The organism is Paraburkholderia sp. CNPSo 3272 (assembly GCF_024206495.1).
Classification (GTDB): Bacteria; Pseudomonadota; Gammaproteobacteria; order Burkholderiales; family Burkholderiaceae; genus Paraburkholderia.
Genome location: NZ_JAMBPQ010000007.1, coordinates 149,365 through 166,261 on the forward strand (window position 1 = coordinate 149,365; position 16,897 = coordinate 166,261).

At 68.2% G+C, this 16,897-nt stretch carries 12 protein-coding genes; 5 read left to right on the forward strand and 7 right to left on the reverse strand.

Translation table 11 applies throughout. The features are described from left to right. Positions 1-11: 11 nt before the first annotated feature. The 5 genes from xdhC to M3I53_RS11745 form a co-directional block, all read right to left on the reverse strand. Positions 12-1,067: a xanthine dehydrogenase accessory protein XdhC gene (xdhC, locus tag M3I53_RS11725; protein ID WP_254316095.1), complete on the reverse strand. Its 1,056-nt coding sequence runs from the start codon at positions 1,065-1,067 to the stop codon at positions 12-14. 118 nt (positions 1,068-1,185) lie between these two features. Next, a complete protein-coding gene (gene xdhB / locus M3I53_RS11730) occupies positions 1,186-3,543 on the reverse strand; it encodes a xanthine dehydrogenase molybdopterin binding subunit (protein WP_375542508.1) in 2,358 nt (785 codons plus the stop codon). A gap of 23 nt (positions 3,544-3,566) precedes the next feature. Then, positions 3,567-5,123: a xanthine dehydrogenase small subunit gene (gene xdhA, locus M3I53_RS11735; protein WP_254316097.1), complete on the reverse strand. Its 1,557-nt coding sequence runs from the start codon at positions 5,121-5,123 to the stop codon at positions 3,567-3,569. A 371-nt stretch (positions 5,124-5,494) separates the two neighbouring features. Continuing rightward, positions 5,495-6,025, reverse strand: a complete 531-nt coding sequence (locus M3I53_RS11740; protein ID WP_254316098.1) for a disulfide bond formation protein B — start codon at positions 6,023-6,025, stop codon at positions 5,495-5,497. A 138-nt stretch (positions 6,026-6,163) separates the two neighbouring features. Continuing rightward, positions 6,164-7,543 carry an amidase gene (locus tag M3I53_RS11745; protein ID WP_254316099.1) on the reverse strand — a complete coding sequence of 460 codons (1,380 nt, stop codon included), beginning with the start codon at positions 7,541-7,543 and terminating at the stop codon, positions 6,164-6,166. Between the two features lie 212 nt (positions 7,544-7,755). Between M3I53_RS11745 and M3I53_RS11750 the strand changes: the two genes are divergently transcribed. Beyond that, complete coding sequence (locus M3I53_RS11750) at positions 7,756-9,513, forward strand: cation:proton antiporter (protein ID WP_254316100.1); 1,758 nt, start codon at positions 7,756-7,758, stop codon at positions 9,511-9,513. 133 nt (positions 9,514-9,646) lie between these two features. After that, positions 9,647-11,026 carry a gamma-glutamyl-gamma-aminobutyrate hydrolase family protein gene (locus M3I53_RS11755; protein ID WP_254316101.1) on the forward strand — a complete coding sequence of 460 codons (1,380 nt, stop codon included), beginning with the start codon at positions 9,647-9,649 and terminating at the stop codon, positions 11,024-11,026. A 99-nt stretch (positions 11,027-11,125) separates the two neighbouring features. On the opposite strand, the gene M3I53_RS11760 is transcribed toward M3I53_RS11755, so the two are convergent. Beyond that, on the reverse strand, positions 11,126-11,665 hold the full coding sequence (locus M3I53_RS11760) for a GNAT family N-acetyltransferase (RefSeq protein WP_254316102.1): 540 nt from the start codon (positions 11,663-11,665) through the stop codon (positions 11,126-11,128). A 343-nt stretch (positions 11,666-12,008) separates the two neighbouring features. On the opposite strand from M3I53_RS11760, the gene M3I53_RS11765 reads away from it, so the two are divergent. Next, on the forward strand, positions 12,009-13,304 hold the full coding sequence (locus tag M3I53_RS11765) for an MFS transporter (protein WP_254316103.1): 1,296 nt from the start codon (positions 12,009-12,011) through the stop codon (positions 13,302-13,304). A 63-nt stretch (positions 13,305-13,367) separates the two neighbouring features. On the opposite strand, the gene M3I53_RS11770 is transcribed toward M3I53_RS11765, so the two are convergent. After that, positions 13,368-15,305 (reverse strand): tetratricopeptide repeat protein, encoded by a 1,938-nt coding sequence (locus M3I53_RS11770; RefSeq protein ID WP_254316104.1) that lies wholly within the window; start codon positions 15,303-15,305, stop codon positions 13,368-13,370. A gap of 153 nt (positions 15,306-15,458) precedes the next feature. Between M3I53_RS11770 and M3I53_RS11775 the strand changes: the two genes are divergently transcribed. Beyond that, the gene (locus M3I53_RS11775) at positions 15,459-15,779 is read left to right on the forward strand and encodes a helix-turn-helix transcriptional regulator (protein WP_254316105.1); all 321 of its coding nucleotides are present in this window, start codon (positions 15,459-15,461) and stop codon (positions 15,777-15,779) included. Continuing rightward, a complete protein-coding gene (locus M3I53_RS11780) occupies positions 15,776-16,849 on the forward strand; it encodes a cation diffusion facilitator family transporter (protein WP_254316106.1) in 1,074 nt (357 codons plus the stop codon). Before M3I53_RS11775 ends, M3I53_RS11780 begins: the two co-directional genes overlap by 4 nt. Positions 16,850-16,897 lie beyond the last annotated feature (48 nt).

Sequence of the window (16,897 nt, forward strand, 5' to 3'; positions counted from 1 at the left end):
GGTGTTTTGCATCACGCGCAATGGGCGGCGGCATGCGCCGCGCTCGTCAGCTTCGCCGCTTCGATCGCCTGCAGCAGTTGCGCGGCGGCCGAGACGGCGATGACTTCGGGCGACTTGTCGACGATACCGTCCACGCCGACGGGGCAGTTCATGCGCGCGATCTGCATGGGATCGATGCCGCGCGCGGCGAGCCGGTGCTCGAACTGCTTGCGCTTCGTGTGCGAGCCGATCATGCCGAAGAACACGAAATCGCCGCGGCGCAGGATGCGCTCGGCGAGATCGAGGTCGCGCGAATGATCGTGCGTCATCACGATGAAGCTCGTGCCGGGCGGGGCCGTGTCGACGGCCTCGTCGGGCGCGTCGTTGGCGTCGATCGCGACGTTGGGCGCGTTCAGCAGCGCGAACGCCTCGGGCGTCGGAAACGCCGCGTCGCGCTCGTCGACCCACAGCACGCGGCAGGGCAGCGTGCCGAGCACGCGCACGAGCGCCGCGCCCACGTGGCCCGCGCCGAACAGCACGACGGGAAAGTCGTTCGGCGCGATGGTTTCGGTGAGGAGCAGCGCGCCGCCCGCTTCCCAAAGCAGGCAGTCGGGCGCTTCCACGCCCGGTTCCGGCTCGGAAAGCATGGCCGGATCGGCCGCGGTGCCAACGCCTTCGGGGCTGCCGTTCCGCGAGGAGCGAAATGATACGCTACGCACGGTCGACGCGCCTGCCGCGAGACGGCGCGCGAGCGTGGCGAGCCAGCCGAGATCGGCCACGTCGAGGCGCTCGAACGAGAGCACCACGGCGCCGCCGCAGCACTGGCCGAGGCTCGGCCCGAGCGCGAGACGCTCGAGGCGCCGCGCGTGCGGCGTGCGCATACCGTCGCGCAGCACCTGGCGCGCGATTTCGATGGCCTTCCATTCGAGGTGGCCGCCGCCGATGGTGTGGCGGGCCGCTTCGCGCGTGACGATCATCTTCGTGCCGGCCTCGCGCGGCGCCGATCCCTCGACGCGCGCAACGGTGACCAGCACGGCGGCGTCGCCGTGCGCGAGCAGTTGCTGCAGATCGGAAAGCCAGGCTTGCATCTGGCGCTTCTCCCTACGGGGCGGCACGTTCTTGCCTGTGCCGCCGGTTAATCTTCGTGGCTTCGCGCGGGCTGCGCTTCGCGGTTGGAGTGTGCGAAGCGCCGGCCGGTTCGCGCGGTCAGTTCATTTTGCGGCTGTTTGCCTGCAGCGCATCCAACGCATCGAGAATCGCTTCAGGCGTCGCGGGCGCACGCAGCGGCGCGGCCTCGCGCGCCTCGGGCACCGCCGCGCCCACGGCGTCGCGAATCGCGAGAAACACCGAGAACGGCAACAGCAGGGGCGGTTCGCCCACGGCCTTCGAGCGGAACACCGTCGCCTCGACGTTGTCGTTGCCGCCGCTGCGATAGAGCTTCACGTTGAATGCCTCGGGCGTGTCGCTCACCGCCGGAATCTTGTAGGTGGACGGCGCATGCGTCATGAGCCGCCCGTCGCGGTTCCACCAAAGCTCCTCGGTGGTGAGCCAGCCCATGCCCTGAATGAAGCCGCCTTCCACCTGGCCGAGATCGATGGCCGGATTGATCGACTGGCCCGCGTCGTGCAGCACGTCGGCGCGCACGAGCTTCCATTCGCCCGTGAGCGTATCGACGACCACTTCGGATACCGCCGCGCCATAGGCGAAGTAGTAGAACGGATGGCCGGTCAGCGTGCGTGCGTCCCAATGCACTTTTGGCGTGGCGTAGAAGCCATCGGACCACAGTTGCACACGCTTCATGTAGGCGAGTTCGACGAATTCGCCAAAGGCGATTGCCGTGCCGTTCGCTCGCACCAGGCCATCGTCGAACACAACGTCTTCGGCCGCGCCGCCGTATTGTGCAGCCGCGAACGCCGCGAGGCGCGCGCGGATCGTGAGCGCTGCGTCTTCGGCGGCCTTGCCGTTGAGGTCGCTGCCCGTGGAGGCGGCCGTCGCCGACGTATTGGCGACCTTCGAGGTATCGGCGGCGCTCACGCGCACGCGTGCGAGCGGCAAGCCGAGCGTGCCCGCCACGACCTGCGCGACCTTGGTGTTGAGCCCCTGGCCCATTTCGGTGCCGCCGTGATTCACGAGCACCGAGCCATCGCGGTACACATGCACGAGCGCGCCCGCCTGGTTCAGATGCGGCACGTTGAACGAGATGCCGAACTTGACCGGCGTGAGCGCCAGGCCGCGCTTGAGCACGGGGCTCGAGCGGTTGTACGCGGCGATGGCCGCGCGACGCTCGTGATAGCGGCTCGACGCGAGCAGTTCGTCGGTGAGCGGCGCGAGCACGTTGTCCTCCACGCGCTGGCCGTACGGCGTGATGTCACGCTCGCCGATACCGTAGTAGTTCGCGCGCCGCACATCGAGCGGATCGCGGCCCAGCGCCCTCGCGATCTCGTCGAGCATCACCTCCATCACGAGCGCGCCTTGCGGGCCGCCGAAGCCGCGAAACGCGGTGTTCGACTGCGTGTTCGTCTTGCAGCAGAGCGCGACGATTTCGACATCCGGAAGATAGTAGGCGTTGTCGAAGTGACATACCGCGCGCGTGGCGACCGCGCCCGAAAGATCGGCGGAATAGCCCGCGCGCAGCGCGATCTCCACGCGCGCGCCGAGCAGCCGTCCTGCGTCGTCGTAGCCCGCTTCGTAGGTGTAGCGCGCATCGTGGCGCTTGCCCGTGATCATGAAGTCGTCGTCGCGATCCGCGCGCAGCTTCACTGGGCGCTGCAGCTTGTGCGCCGCGAGCGCGGCGACGCACGCGAACAGCGCCGACTGCGATTCCTTGCCGCCGAAGCCGCCGCCCATGCGCCGGCATTCGCAACTCACGCGATGTGCGGACCAGCCGAGCAGATGCGCGACGACCTGCTGCATTTCGCTCGGATGCTGCGTCGAGCTGTAGACGAGCATGCCGGTCTGCTCTTGCGGGAGCGCGTAGGCCACCTGGCCTTCGAGATAGAACTGTTCCTGACCGCCCACGGCAAACGTGCCCGCGAGGCGATGCGGCGCAGCGGCGAGCGCAGCATCGGGCGCGCCGCGCATGAGACGCAGCGGCGGCAGCACGTAGTGCTGGCGCGTGCGCGCCTCTTCGATGGTAAGAACCGGCTCGAGCGGCGCGTAGCGAACGACGTCTTCGCTCTGCGCGAGCGCCGCGGCGCGGCGCGCGAGTTCGTGGCTCGTGGCGATCACCGCGAACACGGGTTGCCCGAGATACTGCACGACTTCGCTCGCGAGCACCGGATCGTCGTGCACGACCGGGCCGCAGTCGTTCTCGCCGGGGATGTCGGCGGCGGTCAGCACCGCAAGCACGCCCGGCGACGAGCGCACGCGGTCGAGATCCAGCGCGACGATGCGCGCGTGCGCATGGCGCGCAAGGCCGAGCGCCGCGTGCACGGTGCCATGCAGTTCGGGGATGTCGTCGGTGTAGCGCGCCTCGCCGCTCACGTGCGCATCGGCGGATTCGTGCGGCAGCGGCGCGCCGAGCGCGCGCTCGTGGGCGTGCACATCGCCTTTCTGCGGGCGCATGACGAGCGCTTCGGCCTGATCGTTCATGGCGTGACTCCGGCGGCAGCGGTCACGAGGCCATCGTCGTCGCCTTCGGCGAAAGCGAACGCGTTGACGTCGCACAGCGCGAGCGGGGCCTCGTCGCGTGTTTCGAGCCAGCAGCGCCACAGCAGATTGCGCGCGACTTTCATGCGATAGGCGCCGCTCGCGCGCATGTCCGTGAGCGGCTGATAGTCGGTGGCGAGCGCCTCCATCGCGCGCTGCGCGCCGGCTTCGTCCCAGCGTGCGTCCGTGAGCGCAGCTTCGGCAAGCGCAGCGCGCTGCGGAATCGCGGCCATGCCGCCGTAGGCGATACGTGCGCTCGCGAGTGTGCCGTCCTCGCGCACGTCGAGTGCAAACGCCGCGCACACCGCAGAGATATCCTGGTCGTAGCGCTTCGAGACCTTGTAGGTGCGAAAGCGCAGCGTCGGCGCGGGGCGGGGCACGCGGACCGCTTCGACGAATTCGCCCGCTTCGAGCGCGTTCTTCTGATAGCCCGTGTAGAAGGCCGCAAGCGGCAGCGTGCGCACGCGCCCCGCACGGCGCAGCACGAGCGTGGCGTCGAGCGCGAGCAGCGCGGGCATCGAGTCGCCGATCGGCGAGCCGTTCGCGACATTGCCGCCGAGCGTGCCCGCGTTGCGAATGGGCAGCGAGGCGAAGCGAGCCCACAGCTCCGCGAGTTCGGGGTAATCGATGGCGAGCGCGGCGTAGGCATCTTCGAGCGAGACGGCTGCGCCGATCGTGAGCGTCTGGGCGTCGCGCGAAACGCTCGCCAGTTCCGCGACGTTGCCGGTGTAAATGAGGTCGCCAAGGCCGCGGAACTGCTTCGTGACCCACAGGCCGATATCGGTGCTGCCCGCGAGCACGCGCGCGTCGGGATGCGCGGCACGCAGCGTCGCGAAGTCTGCGAGCGTGCGCGGCGCGTAGAACGTACTTTCGCCGTGCGCGGCGCCTCGCACGTCGGGGCCGCGATATTCGAAGGTGCCGGTGCGCTGCAGCGCGCGCAGTTGCGCCTCGACGCGAGCGCGATCGAGCGCCACGCGCGCATGGCAGGTTTCGTCGAACATGCGCAGCGCCGCTTCGATGATCGGCCGGTAGCCGGTGCAGCGGCACAGGTTGCCCGAGAGCGCCTCGTTGATTTCCTCGCGGCTCGGCAGGCCCGCGCCGGCAGGCTGGTTCTCGTAAAGCGCCCACAAGGACATGACGAAGCCCGGCGTGCAGAAACCGCACTGCGAGCCGTGGCAATCGACCATCGCTTGCTGGACCGGGTGCAGTGCGCCGTCCGGCTGGCGCAGGTCTTCGACGGTATAGAGCGCGCGGCCGTCGAGGGTCGGCAGGAACTGGATGCAGGCGTTGACGGCCTTGAGCGCGAGATGGCCTTCGCTGTCGAGTTCGCCCACGACGACCGTGCACGCGCCGCAGTCGCCTTCCGCACAGCCTTCCTTGGTGCCGCAGGCGTGCAGATCCTCGCGCAGGTGCTGAAGCACCGTGCGGGTGGGGGGCAGGTCGCGCACTTCGTGCACGGCGCCTCGGTGGAGGAAGCGGATGGTTTGCGTTGTCATGGTGAACCCGGGGACATTGCGGATCAGGCGCGCGTTACGAGAGGGGCGCGCCAACACCGGCCTCGCGCACGTAGATCGCCATCCAGTTCCGAAGATAGCACCGCTTGCCGCAGGAAAGTATTTCCCCCGCTAGATGGGGGTTATGTGACTTGGGTCATGACGCCGTCACAGCGCGCCTGGCGGCGCAAGGCGATTGGGTGCGGCGATCGCGCTCGGAGGGAGGGGAGGGTGCGGAAGACCTGCGTGATTCGATGCTGCCGTGCGAAGCCGACGCTCGATTCGGGCTGGCGTGCGCGCCGCCCGATGGCTGGGCGCGCAAGCGCTAGAAGAGCCGGCGGAGGCTGAAAAGGCGCGGTGCTGCCTTTAGCCGGTCAGCGGCGGATGCCGGGCCACGACACCTGGCGGCGCCGGTTGCGCCACAAGCTCAGGATCACGGTCAGGAACACGATGACGAAGGCGAGCAGCGACCACACCGGCATGGTCAGGCCGAGCGTCGGCGGATAGGTGGTTTCGCAAAGGCCTTGGACCTTGAAGACGCCGGGCAGCCAGTGCGCGAACGGCAGGCCATCGACGATGGGCTGCAGCGTGTCGAAACCGCAGCTGTAGTTGGGGAACGCCTGCACCCAGACGAGCTTCGCGGACGCAATCGCGCCGCCTGCCGCGGAAAGGACCACTAGCGCTTCGAGCACGCGCACGCCTCGCCAGCTCGTCATACGCGCGCCGAGAAAGGCGAAGACCGCGATCAGGATCAGGAAATAACGCCCCAGGATACACAGCGGGCACGGGTCCTGATGTTCGACATACTGGAAATACAGGGCGCCGCCCAGGAGCGCGAGGCAGATCAGGCCAAGGAGGACCAGCAGGCCGCGCTCGCGGCGCAACAGCGCGTTATCGTCGTTCATGAGGCTCGTTCGTTCGGGTTATCTGGCGCAGCGCACAGGCGGCTGCGACGGCGTGACGGGATTCTAGCGCGAAGGGTGCGCGCGGCGCGGACGTGTCTTGCCCGCGCGCAGGGGGTGCTCCAGCGATTCCCGCTCAAATCAGCGCAGCGGCGCGAGCACGGCCTCGACGCCGCGGCCAATGGCGAGCAGCGCGTCGTCGTTGTCAGGCGCGGCGGCGAGCATCAGCCCGACTGGCGCTGCGCCATAGTGGTGGCATGGCAGCGAGAGCGCGCAGGCATCGAGGAAGTTGAATGCGCTCGGGTTGCGCAGCGCGAGCGCGTTAGTGCGTGCGAAGACATCGTCGTCGGCGGCAAGCGGGGCGACGGGAGGCGGCGCGATGGGGACGGTCGGCGCGATCACGGCGTCGAAGCGCGACCAGAGCGAGGCCTGGGCCTCGGCCATGACCGACGCGCGCGCGGCGATCAGGTCCAGATAGTCGGTGGCCGTCGCGTGCTCGCCCTTCAGGATGCGCACCAGTACGCGCGGGTCGTACTGGTCCCGATGCTTCGCAATCAGCTCGCGATGCCACGCATACGCTTCCATCGGAGAAAAGCCAATGCGGTTGATTTCCGCGAAGCGCTCGAAGGCCGCGAAGCGGACTTCGCTCACGATCGCGCCGGCCGCATCCAGATGCTTGAGCGCCGTATCGATCGTCTCCGCGACTTCGGGGTCCACGCCGTCGGTCACATAGTTGGTGAGCACGCCGAGGCGCACGCCTTCGAGGTGGCGCGCGGCCGGCACGTGCGGCGCGAGCCCGGCGAGCACGCGGTCCGTGAGCGCGCAGCACGCCACCGTGTTGCCGATCGGGCCAAACGAGTCGAGCGTGGGGGACAGCGGCACGCCGCCTGTTTTCGGAATGCGCTCGGCGGTGGGCTTGAAGCCCGTGAGGCCGCAGAACGCGGCGGGAATGCGGATGGAGCCGCCGGTGTCGGTGCCGAGCGCGACGGCGGCCATGCCGTCCGCGACCGAGGCCGCCGCGCCCGAGGACGAGCCGCCCGCCACGCGCGCATCGCCTGCCACGCCGCGGCGCCAGGGCGAGAGCGGCGTGCCGTAGTGCGGATTCAGGCCGAGCCCCGAGAACGCAAATTCGCTCATGTTGGTGCGGCCGACCAGCACCGCGCCCGCATGGCGCAACCGCGCGACGGCAATGGCGTCCTCTTTGGCGGGCGCCGCAGTGGCTAGCGCCGTGGAGCCCGCGCGCGTGACTTCGCCCGCCACGTCGAACAGATCCTTCACAGAGACGGGGATGCCCGCGAGCGGCGAAAGCACGGTGCCGGCCGCGCGCAGGCGGTCGTGCGCGTCGGCAGCGGCGCGCACGCGCCCGGCATCGACGTGCGTGAAGACGGTCGCGCCCTGGCCGGCCGGGTCGGCGATGCGCTCGAGCGCGGCTTCGGCGAGCGCGCGGCTCGTCGTGCGGCCCGCGGCGAGATCGGCCGCGAGCTGGGCGAGGGGAGGGAACGGGCTAAAAGCGGTGGTCATGGCGGCGGAAGACTCGGTCGATGCGCGGCGGCGCGCTGCGCGAAGTTCAGCGAAGCCGGCGGGGGGCCGCCGGCGAAGGGCGCCGACGGTGGGCGGCGCCCGCAAGGGTCGCATCATTGTAGGTCGGCTTTTTTCCATGCGTGCGATTTGGCTCACGCCGTGCATCGGGTAACATGCTCAGACTCGATAGCTATTTGTAAGGAACGACCTTCATGCATCACGGAATCGGCTTCATTCAGGATCTGGCAGTCGTGATGGCGCTGGCAGGCGTCGTCACCGTGCTGTTTCATCGCCTGAAGCAGCCGGTCGTGCTCGGCTATATCGCGGCGGGCGTGATCATCGGGCCGTACACGCCGCCGTTCCAGCTCATTCACGACGAGCAGACCATCCAGACGCTCGGCGAGCTCGGCGTGGTGTTCCTGATGTTCTCGCTCGGCCTCGAATTCAGCCTGCGCAAACTCTTCCAGGTGGGCGCGACCGCCATCGTCGCGGCGCTCTCGGAGATCGTGCTGATGCTGTGGATCGGCTACGAGATCGGCCGCGCATTCGGCTGGGCCACGATGGATTCGCTGTTCCTCGGCGCGATTCTCGCTATCTCTTCGACCACCATCATCGTCAAGGCGCTCTCCGATCTCGGCGTGAAGCGCGAGCCGTTCGCACAGCTCGTGTTCGGCATCCTGATCGTCGAGGACATTCTCGGCATCGCCATGCTCGTGCTGCTGGGCGGCATTGCGCAGACGGGCGAGCTCTCGCCGGGCATCGCGCTCGTCACGCTCGGCAAGCTGCTGCTCTTCATGCTGGTCTCGCTGCTCGCGGGCATCCTGATCGTGCCGCGCGTGCTCGGCTATATCGCGCGCGTGGGCAACGACGAGATGCTGCTCGTCTCGGTGCTGGGCTTTTGCTTCGGCTTTTGCCTGCTCGTCGTGAAGCTCGACTATTCGATCGCGCTCGGTGCGTTCCTGATCGGCGCGGTCATGGCCGAGTCGCGCCATCTGCATCGCATCGAGCATCTCGTCGCGCCGCTGCGCGACGCGTTCTCCGCCATCTTCTTCGTGACGATCGGGCTCATGCTCAACCCGCTCGTGCTGGTCGATTATGCCTGGCCGATCGCCGTGATCTCGATTGCGGTGGTGCTCGGCAAGCTCGTGTCGTGCGGCCTCGGCACCTTTCTCGCGGGCCGCGACGGGCGCACCGCCATGCGCGTGGGCATGACCGTCTCGCAGATCGGCGAGTTCTCGTTCATCATCGCCTCGCTCGGACTCACGCTGAAGGTGACGAGCGGGTTTCTCTATCCGATCGCCGTGACCGTCTCGGCCATCACGACGCTCACCACGCCTTACCTCATCCGCATCGCCGATCCGCTCTCGCAGCGCCTCGCGCGCGCCATGCCGCCCGCCGTCTCGAACGTGTTCGGCATGTACAGCCAGTGGCTGCGCTGCCTCGTGCCGCGCTCGAACGGGCCCACGATCTTTTCGCTCACGAAGCGCATCGTCGTGCAGATTGCCGTGAATCTCGCGCTCGTCTCGGCGATCTTCATCGGCGTTTCGTATGGCGCGCGCTACGCGTCGCCGTTGCTGGCGCACTGGATCGGCGACGAGCGCATTCAGCGTGTCGTGCTGTGGAGCGCGGCGCTCGTGCTCGCGATGCCGTTTCTCGTGGCGGTGTGGCGCAAGACGCAGTCGCTCGCGCTGTTGCTCGCCGAAGTGAGCGTGCAGCCGGAGAAGGCAGGGCGCTTTACGCGTGCGATTCGTCATGTGATTGCCGAACTGGTGCCCGTGGTCTCGATGTTCGGCGTGTTCCTGCTCGTGGCGGCGCTTTCGGGGACGATCCTGCCGCCCACGGGCTTCCTCGTCGGCGTGCTGGTGGGTGCGGCGGCGCTGACCATGCTGCTGTGGCGCTGGTGCGTGAGGATCCACGCGTCGATGCAGATTGCGTTGCGCGAGACCTTCGACGAGCGGCCGGATGCCTGACCCCGGCGTGTTCGGGGCGCGCGTGACGTGACGGGATGTGAGCAATTGTGTGCGGGGGTGGCGGCGGCGTGCCGTGCGACGGATAATCGAAGCCTGTTCATTCGTTCGCGCGTCGCGCGCCTGACCCCACGTCATGAGCGATAACAAATCAGACCACCCCGAGGTCCCTGACGGCGCACGCCGTCCTGCTGATGCCGGTCCTGCCGGCGCCCCCGCGCCCTCGTCCTCTCTTCCCGCCGGCTCTCCCGGCCCCTCCGCTGGCTCTCCTTCTGCATCGCCCCCCGCTTCTGCGTCCGGTTCACCCTCCGGGCAAGCCGCGCAACGCGCTTCGACCGATGCGCCTGAAAGCGCTTCGACCGTGACGCCCAGCGCTGGGGCGGCAGCGGCTTCCACGCCCGGCGAATTGCCGAAAGAGGCGCCGGCGGGCACCACGCCGAGTATTCCGATCAGCGAAACCGCCGAGGCCGGCAAGGCTGCGCCCGCGCCGGCCCGGCCTACCGAACCGGCGAGCACGGGCGAGGCGGCAACCTCCGCTGCGCCGCAACGTCCTGGCGCCGCGCCGGCCGGCTTCGGCCAGGCGCCCGACTTCACTGCGCATCACCCGCCGCCGCCCGGCGCCATTCCGCCGGAACCGCCGCGTTATCTGCGCGCGAGCGATTCGGCCTGGGCCGTGTTCGGCCGCATCGTCGCGGCGCGTGCGCGGCAAATGTTCGACCGCGCCGGTCAGCGCATCACGCAGCGCACGCTGCGCATCGGCGTCTCGGCCCGGATCTTCCACCCGGAGCCGGGCGCACAAGGGCTGCGCGGCAAGACGCTGCAATACCTGGAGGAATCGATCGCACACTGGGTGATGTCCCGGGACGTCATCGTGTTCATGATCCCGACGGTCGGGCACCAGGGGATGCTGCACCCGAGCAATATCCGCCTGCGCGATTACGCGAAGCATCTCGACGGCTTGCTGCTTCAGGGCGGCGCCGACGTCTCGCCGCAGACGTATGCGGAAGTCTCGCCGCGCCCCGAATGGCCGGGCGACCGCGTGCGCGACATGTACGAACTCGAACTGCTGCATGAGTTCGTCGAATCGGGCAAGCCGGTGCTGGGCGTGTGCCGCGGCTGCCAGCTCATCAACGTGGCGTTCGGCGGCACGCTTTATCAGGACATCGCGAGCGACGTGCCGACGGCCGGGGTGCACGTGAGCGAGCATTACGACCAGCATCGGCACGCGGTCACGTTCCCGCAGGGCTCGACGTTCGCGACCATGTTCCCCGGGCGGCGCGAGGCGATCGTCAACTCGATTCACCATCAGGCCGTGAGGAATCTCGGACGCGATCTGACTGTCGAGGCCGTTTCGGCCGGCGATGGGCTCATCGAAGCGGTGCGTTACCGGCGCTCGCCGTTCGTCGTGGGCGTGCAGTGGCACCCGGAGTTTCATCGCGCGGGCGGCCCCGAACTGCTCGACTGTACGCCGCTGCTCGATAACTTCTTGCGAACCGCGCGCGAAACCCGCTTCTGATTGCGAACCGCGAGCGGTCACAACGCATCACAGCAATCCCATCCTGGCCGCGCGCAACCTGCGCGCGGCTTTTCTATTTCGGTCTTCTTCCTCGGAGTCCTACCTGATTCCGAGCTCGTCGAGCCGGTAGACGTAACGCAGTGCCGTGATGTCGATGCCGCCCATGCGGTCGGGCTCCGAGCCCGAATAGGTCCAGCCCTGGCGCTCGTAGAACGCAATGGCGGGAGTATTGCCGTCGAGCACGTACAGATAGAGCTGCGTCTCGCCCTGGGCGCGCGCCCAGTCCTGCGCCGCGCGCATGAGCCGCTTGCCGACGCCGGTGCCTTGATGTGCCGGCAGCGCATGGAGATTGTCGAGCAGCACGCCCCAAGGGGAGCCCGGCTGGCGTTCGACGCATACGAAGCCCACGGCCGCACCCGATGCAAGCTCGGCGATCAGCACGAGCCGCCGTTCGCCGCCTGGCGCCTCCATGCGCGCGCGCCAGTAAGCCGCGCGCTCGGCGTCGACTTCGCGTTCGAGAAACGCGGCGGGCAGCAGCGCGCGATACGTGGCCTGCCAGCTTGCGGCGTGCATGGCGGCGAGCACGGGAGCATCGGCGACGGTGGCCGGACGCAGCGTGAGGGCTGGGATTTCGGTCATGCGGATGGCGGACGTGGGGGCGTCTGGATCAGGGCGCGCGTCGGGGGCCGCGCGCCGAGCCCTGCTGCAAGGTATTTTGCCCCATTCGAAGACGCTCGCGGCGGGCTTGCCCACCATGAAAGAATAATGAATTTATAGCGTAATAAAAATGGAAGAAATGGCGCACATTGATGCTTTTTGCTAGCCTCTTTTAAGGAAATCCCCGAATATCTGAGGCCCGGCGCGTAACGCACACTAAATGCCCGCGCGCGCGCCCGCGCGACCCTCGCTTTACCGCGAGTGATTGTTTTCCACTGTCCCGCGAGCCGCTTAGGCTTCCCGGACAGTCTCTTCAGAGAGTGTCATGTCTACCGCGTCCCACGCATCCCCAAGCGAATCTAAATTCCGGACCGTTTTCCGCGTCGTCAGCGGCAACTTCCTGGAAATGTACGATTTCATGGTCTACGGCTACTACGCTTCGGCGATCGCCCGGACCTACTTCCCGAGTGACAATCCGTTCGCTTCGCTGATGCTCACGCTGTCCGTGTTCGGCGCAGGCTTCCTCGTGCGCCCGCTCGGCGCAATCATCCTCGGCGCGTACATCGACCATCACGGCCGCCGCAAGGGCCTCATGCTCACGCTCGGCCTGATGGCGTTCGGTACGCTCGCCGTCGCCGTCGTGCCGGGTTACGCGACCATCGGCATACTTGCACCGGCGCTCGTGCTGTTGGGGCGTCTGCTGCAGGGCTTCTCGGCGGGCGTGGAACTGGGCGGCGTCTCGGTCTATCTCTCCGAAATCGCGACCAAGGGCAACAAGGGCTTCTACGTCTCGTGGCAGTCGGGCAGCCAGCAAGTCGCCGTGGTGTTTGCCGCGCTGCTGGGCGTGCTGCTGCATCGCCTGCTGCCCGTCGAGCACATGACGAATTGGGGCTGGCGCGTGCCGTTCCTGATCGGCTGCCTCATCGTGCCGTTCCTCTTCATCATTCGCCGCTCGCTCCAGGAAACGGAGGAGTTCGCGAAGAGGAAGCATCGTCCGTCGATGGGCGAAATCATGGCGTCGATGGTGCAGAACTGGGGCATCGTGATCGCCGGCATGGGCATGGTCATCATGACCACCGTGTCGTTCTACCTCATCACCGCCTACACGCCGACCTTCGGCAAGGAAGTGCTCAGGTTGAACGAGATCGACACGCTGATCGTGACGGTCTGCATCGGCTTGTCCAACCTCTTCTGGCTGCCGGTTTCCGGCGCGGTTTCGGACCGTGTGGGCCGCCGCCCGATGCTGCTCACCTTCACCGTGCTCACGATCCTCACCGCCTATCCCACGGTGCAGTGGCTCGTGGCGGAACCGTCGTTCGGCCGCCTGCTCACGGTCGAGTTGTGGCTGTCGTTCCTCTACGCCTGCTACAACGGCGCGATGGTCGTGGCGCTCACCGAAGTCATGCCCGCCGACGTGCGCACCGCCGGCTTCTCGCTCGCCTACAGCCTCGCGACGACGATCGGCGGTTTCACGCCGGCGATCTCGACCTACCTCATCCACGTGAGCGGCAACAAGGCGGCGCCGGGTGCGTGGATGGGCGTCGCGGGCGTGTGCGGCCTGATCGCGACGCTCGTGCTCTATCGCACGCCGGAAGCGCGCAATCAGTACAAGGCGGCTTGATCGATCCGGCAATCTCGCGGCGAATGCAACGGGGCGCTCAGGCGCCCCGTTTTTATTGTGCCCTTACGCGTCGCGCAACTCGCGCGCGACCGTTTCCACGACGTCCGCCCACGCATGCGGGCGCGGCTGACGCACGAGTCGCGCGCGCGGGTACCAGGGGCTTTCGTCGGTGCCCGCAAACCAGCGCCAGTCCGCGGCGAACGGCAGCATGACCCAAAGCTTCGCGCCCAGCGCGCCCGCGAGGTGGGCGATCGAGGTATCGATCGACACGACGCCGTCCAGGCGTTCGATCACGGCCGCGGTATCCGCGAAGTCGTGCAGCTTGCGGCCCAGCCGGTGGATCGAACGCGCTCGCGGATGCGCGTCGAGCGCCGCGTGTTCAGCGGCGCTGAGTTCGGGCTGCAGGACGATCCAGTCGATACCGTCGAGCGCGAAAAGCGGTTCGAGCGCGGCGAGCGCAATCGCACGATTCTCGTGCTTCTGGATGCGTCCGGACCATGCGAGGCCAATTTTGCGGCGCGCCTGGCCGCCCAGCGAGCCGCGCCACTTGCGCCTGTAGGCAGTGCTCGCGTTGAGGTAGGGCGTGCGCGCTGGCAGTGTGTCGATGCTCGTGCCGAGCGCGAGCGGCAGCGAGAGGAGCGGGCAGTGCAGGTCGGCGGCCGGCCGCGGCGCGCCCTGCTCGACGAGCGTGACGCGCCAGGCTTCGGCCGCGGGCGCGATGAGCGGCGCGAGCGCGCGCTGCACTTCGAGCACGACGCGCGCGCCGGTTTTCTGCGCGGTTGCCACGACTTGCGGCACGAAGCGCACGAATTGAAGCGTGTCACCGAAACCCTGTTCCGCCTCGATCAGCAGCGTGCGGCCGTTCAGGGGCTCGCCGTGCCAGCGCGGCAGCGCGCTTTGCGGCGGTCGTGGCGCACTCGGTGCACTCATCTGCGGGGGCGGGGCGTAGCCAGCGCCTCGAGGTGCGTTGGCGTGCGCCTCGTCGCGTGCGGCCGGGTCGAGCCGCCATTCGTACTCGGGCAGTCCACGCCGGAAGTCGCCGAGCGTGAGCCACGTGAGCGCGCGATTCAAATGCGCGGCGGCCAGATCGGGCCGCACGCGCAGCGCTTCGTCGAAGGCGCGCAGGGCGGCCGCGTGCCGGCCGAGCGCGTGATGCGCCGCGCCGAGCGCGAGCCAGGCGAGGGCAAATTTCGGATCGAATCCGATTGAACGCTCGTAGGGTCCGATGGCTTCGTCGTGGCGGCCGAGCGCGGCAAGCGCATTGCCGAGCCCGAAGAGGGCCGGCGCGAAATGCGGCTGCAGCGCAAGCGCCGTTTCGAAGGCGGCCACGGCCTCGCCATGATGGCCGGTCGCATCGAGCGTATTCGCCAGATTGAAGTGCGCGGCGACGAAGCGCGGCTGCACGCGCAGCGCCTTCTGGAACTGTTCGACCGCGCCCGCGCTGTCGCCGAGCGCGTTGAGCGACATGCCGAGGTTGTTGTGCGCCCCTGCGTGGCCCGGACGGATCTTGAGCGCTCGGCGAAACGAGTCGGCGGCTTCGGCATGGCGGCCGAGCGCGTGCAGCGCGTTGCCGAGATTGTTGTGCGACGAGGCGTCGCCGGGCTGCAGGCGCACGGCCTGGCCGAACGCGTACATCGCGTCCTCGTGCCGGCCAATCGCCGCATAGGCGTTGCCGAGGTTGTAATGCGCGAGGGCGAAGGCGGGCGCGAGCGTGAGCGCGTTGCGAAAGCGCTCGATCGCGCCTTCCAGTTCGCCGAGCGCCTTGAGCGCGTTGCCGAGGTTCAGCTGGAGCGCGGCGTCGTCAGGGCGCAAGGCGACCGCGCGACGCACGAGGTCCGCGGCCTCGGCGTGCTGGCCTCGCTGATGCCGCAGCACGCCGAGCAGATGCAGCGCATCGACGTGCACGGGATCGGCGGCGAGCGTCGCGCGGTAGTCGCGCTCGGCGTCGTCCAGCCGGCCGTCGCGATGTGCGGCGTAGGCGCGGACAAAAAGCTGTTCCATGACTGAAGAAGCAAAACGATCGAGACGCAAAGGCGGCATTTTCCCACACTCGCGGACCCCTTCCCGAAGTTGGCCGAATGTTGACCGAAAGTTGACCTGCATCCGTTGCTGAACTAACATATGAACACTTGTTCATATATATCGCATATATACATGACCCCAATTTCCGACGACGAGCGGGTCGTTCCGCTCGCCGACCTCTTCCGTCTGCTCGGCGACGCCACGCGCCTGCGTATCGTCCTCGCCTGTGTTCAGGACCGGATCGCCGTGGGGACGATTGCCGACACGCTCGGTCTGTCCCCGTCGCTCGTGAGTCACCATCTGCGGCTTTTGCGCGCCGCGCGCGTCGTGCGCGCCGAACGCGAGGGCAAGCAGGTGTTCTACACGGCCGCGGATGCGCATATCAGCGCGATGATCGCCGGCATGCTGGAACACGTGGCCGAGCCTTCGGCGCAGTGGCAGGAGGGCGCATGAGCGCAGCGGATCACGAACCCGCGCATGACGGAGGCGCCGGGAAGCGCGACCACGGCCACGCGCATGATCACGCCCACGACCATGCGCACGACGCCCACGCGCCGCACGGGCACGGTCACGCGCACGGCCACCATCACCATCATCACGCGAGCGTCGCGGGCCACGGCCGCGCGTTCGCCATCGCCGTCGCGCTAAACGTCTTCATCGTCGTCGTACAGGCGGTGTACGGCGTGCTCGCGCATTCGACCGCGCTGCTCGCCGACGCCGGCCACAATCTCTCCGACGTGCTCGGCCTGCTGCTCGCGTGGGGCGCCGCGTGGCTCGCAACACGCCGTCCGTCGGCGCGCTTCACGTTCGGGTTCGGCAGCTCGTCGATACTCGCCTCGCTCGCCAACGCTGCGCTGCTCCTGCTCGCGTGCGGCGCGATCCTCGCGCAGGCGCTTGGCCGGTTGTTCAATCCGGCGCCGGTCGCGGGCTTCGACGTTTTCGTCGTGGCGACCATCGGCATGGTGGTCAACGGCTTTTCGGCGTGGCTGTTCATGCGCGGGCAAAAGGACGACCTGAACATTCGCGGCGCCTTCCTGCACATGGCCGCCGACGCCGGCGTTTCCGCCGCCGTGGCCGTGAGCGGCCTGCTGATCTTCGCGACAGGGTGGAGCTGGATCGATCCGGTCATGTCGATCGCAGTGGTGCTCGTGATCGTGTACGGCACCTGGGGGTTGCTGCGCGAGTCGGTGCGGCTTGCCCTCGCGGCCGTGCCCGAGAACGTCGACATCGTGCGCGTGCGCGGCTTCCTCGCGCAGCAGGAGGGGGTCGTCGACGTGCATGACCTGCACGTCTGGGCGCTTTCGACCACGGGCTGTGCGTTGAGCGCGCACCTCGTGATGCCGGCGGGGCACCCCGGCGACGCCGCGCTCGATCATATGGTCGAGTCGCTCCAGGTCCGTTTCGGCATGCGGCACGTGACGTTGCAAGTGGATCTCGGCACGAGCGTGCACCGCTGCGCGCTGGAGATGCCGGACGGCGCGCGCAGGCACACGCCAGCGCACGGGCATCCGCACGCGCACTGAAGCGCGGCAAGACGCGCAGCGACTTCTCGCGCCATTCAGACCGCATTT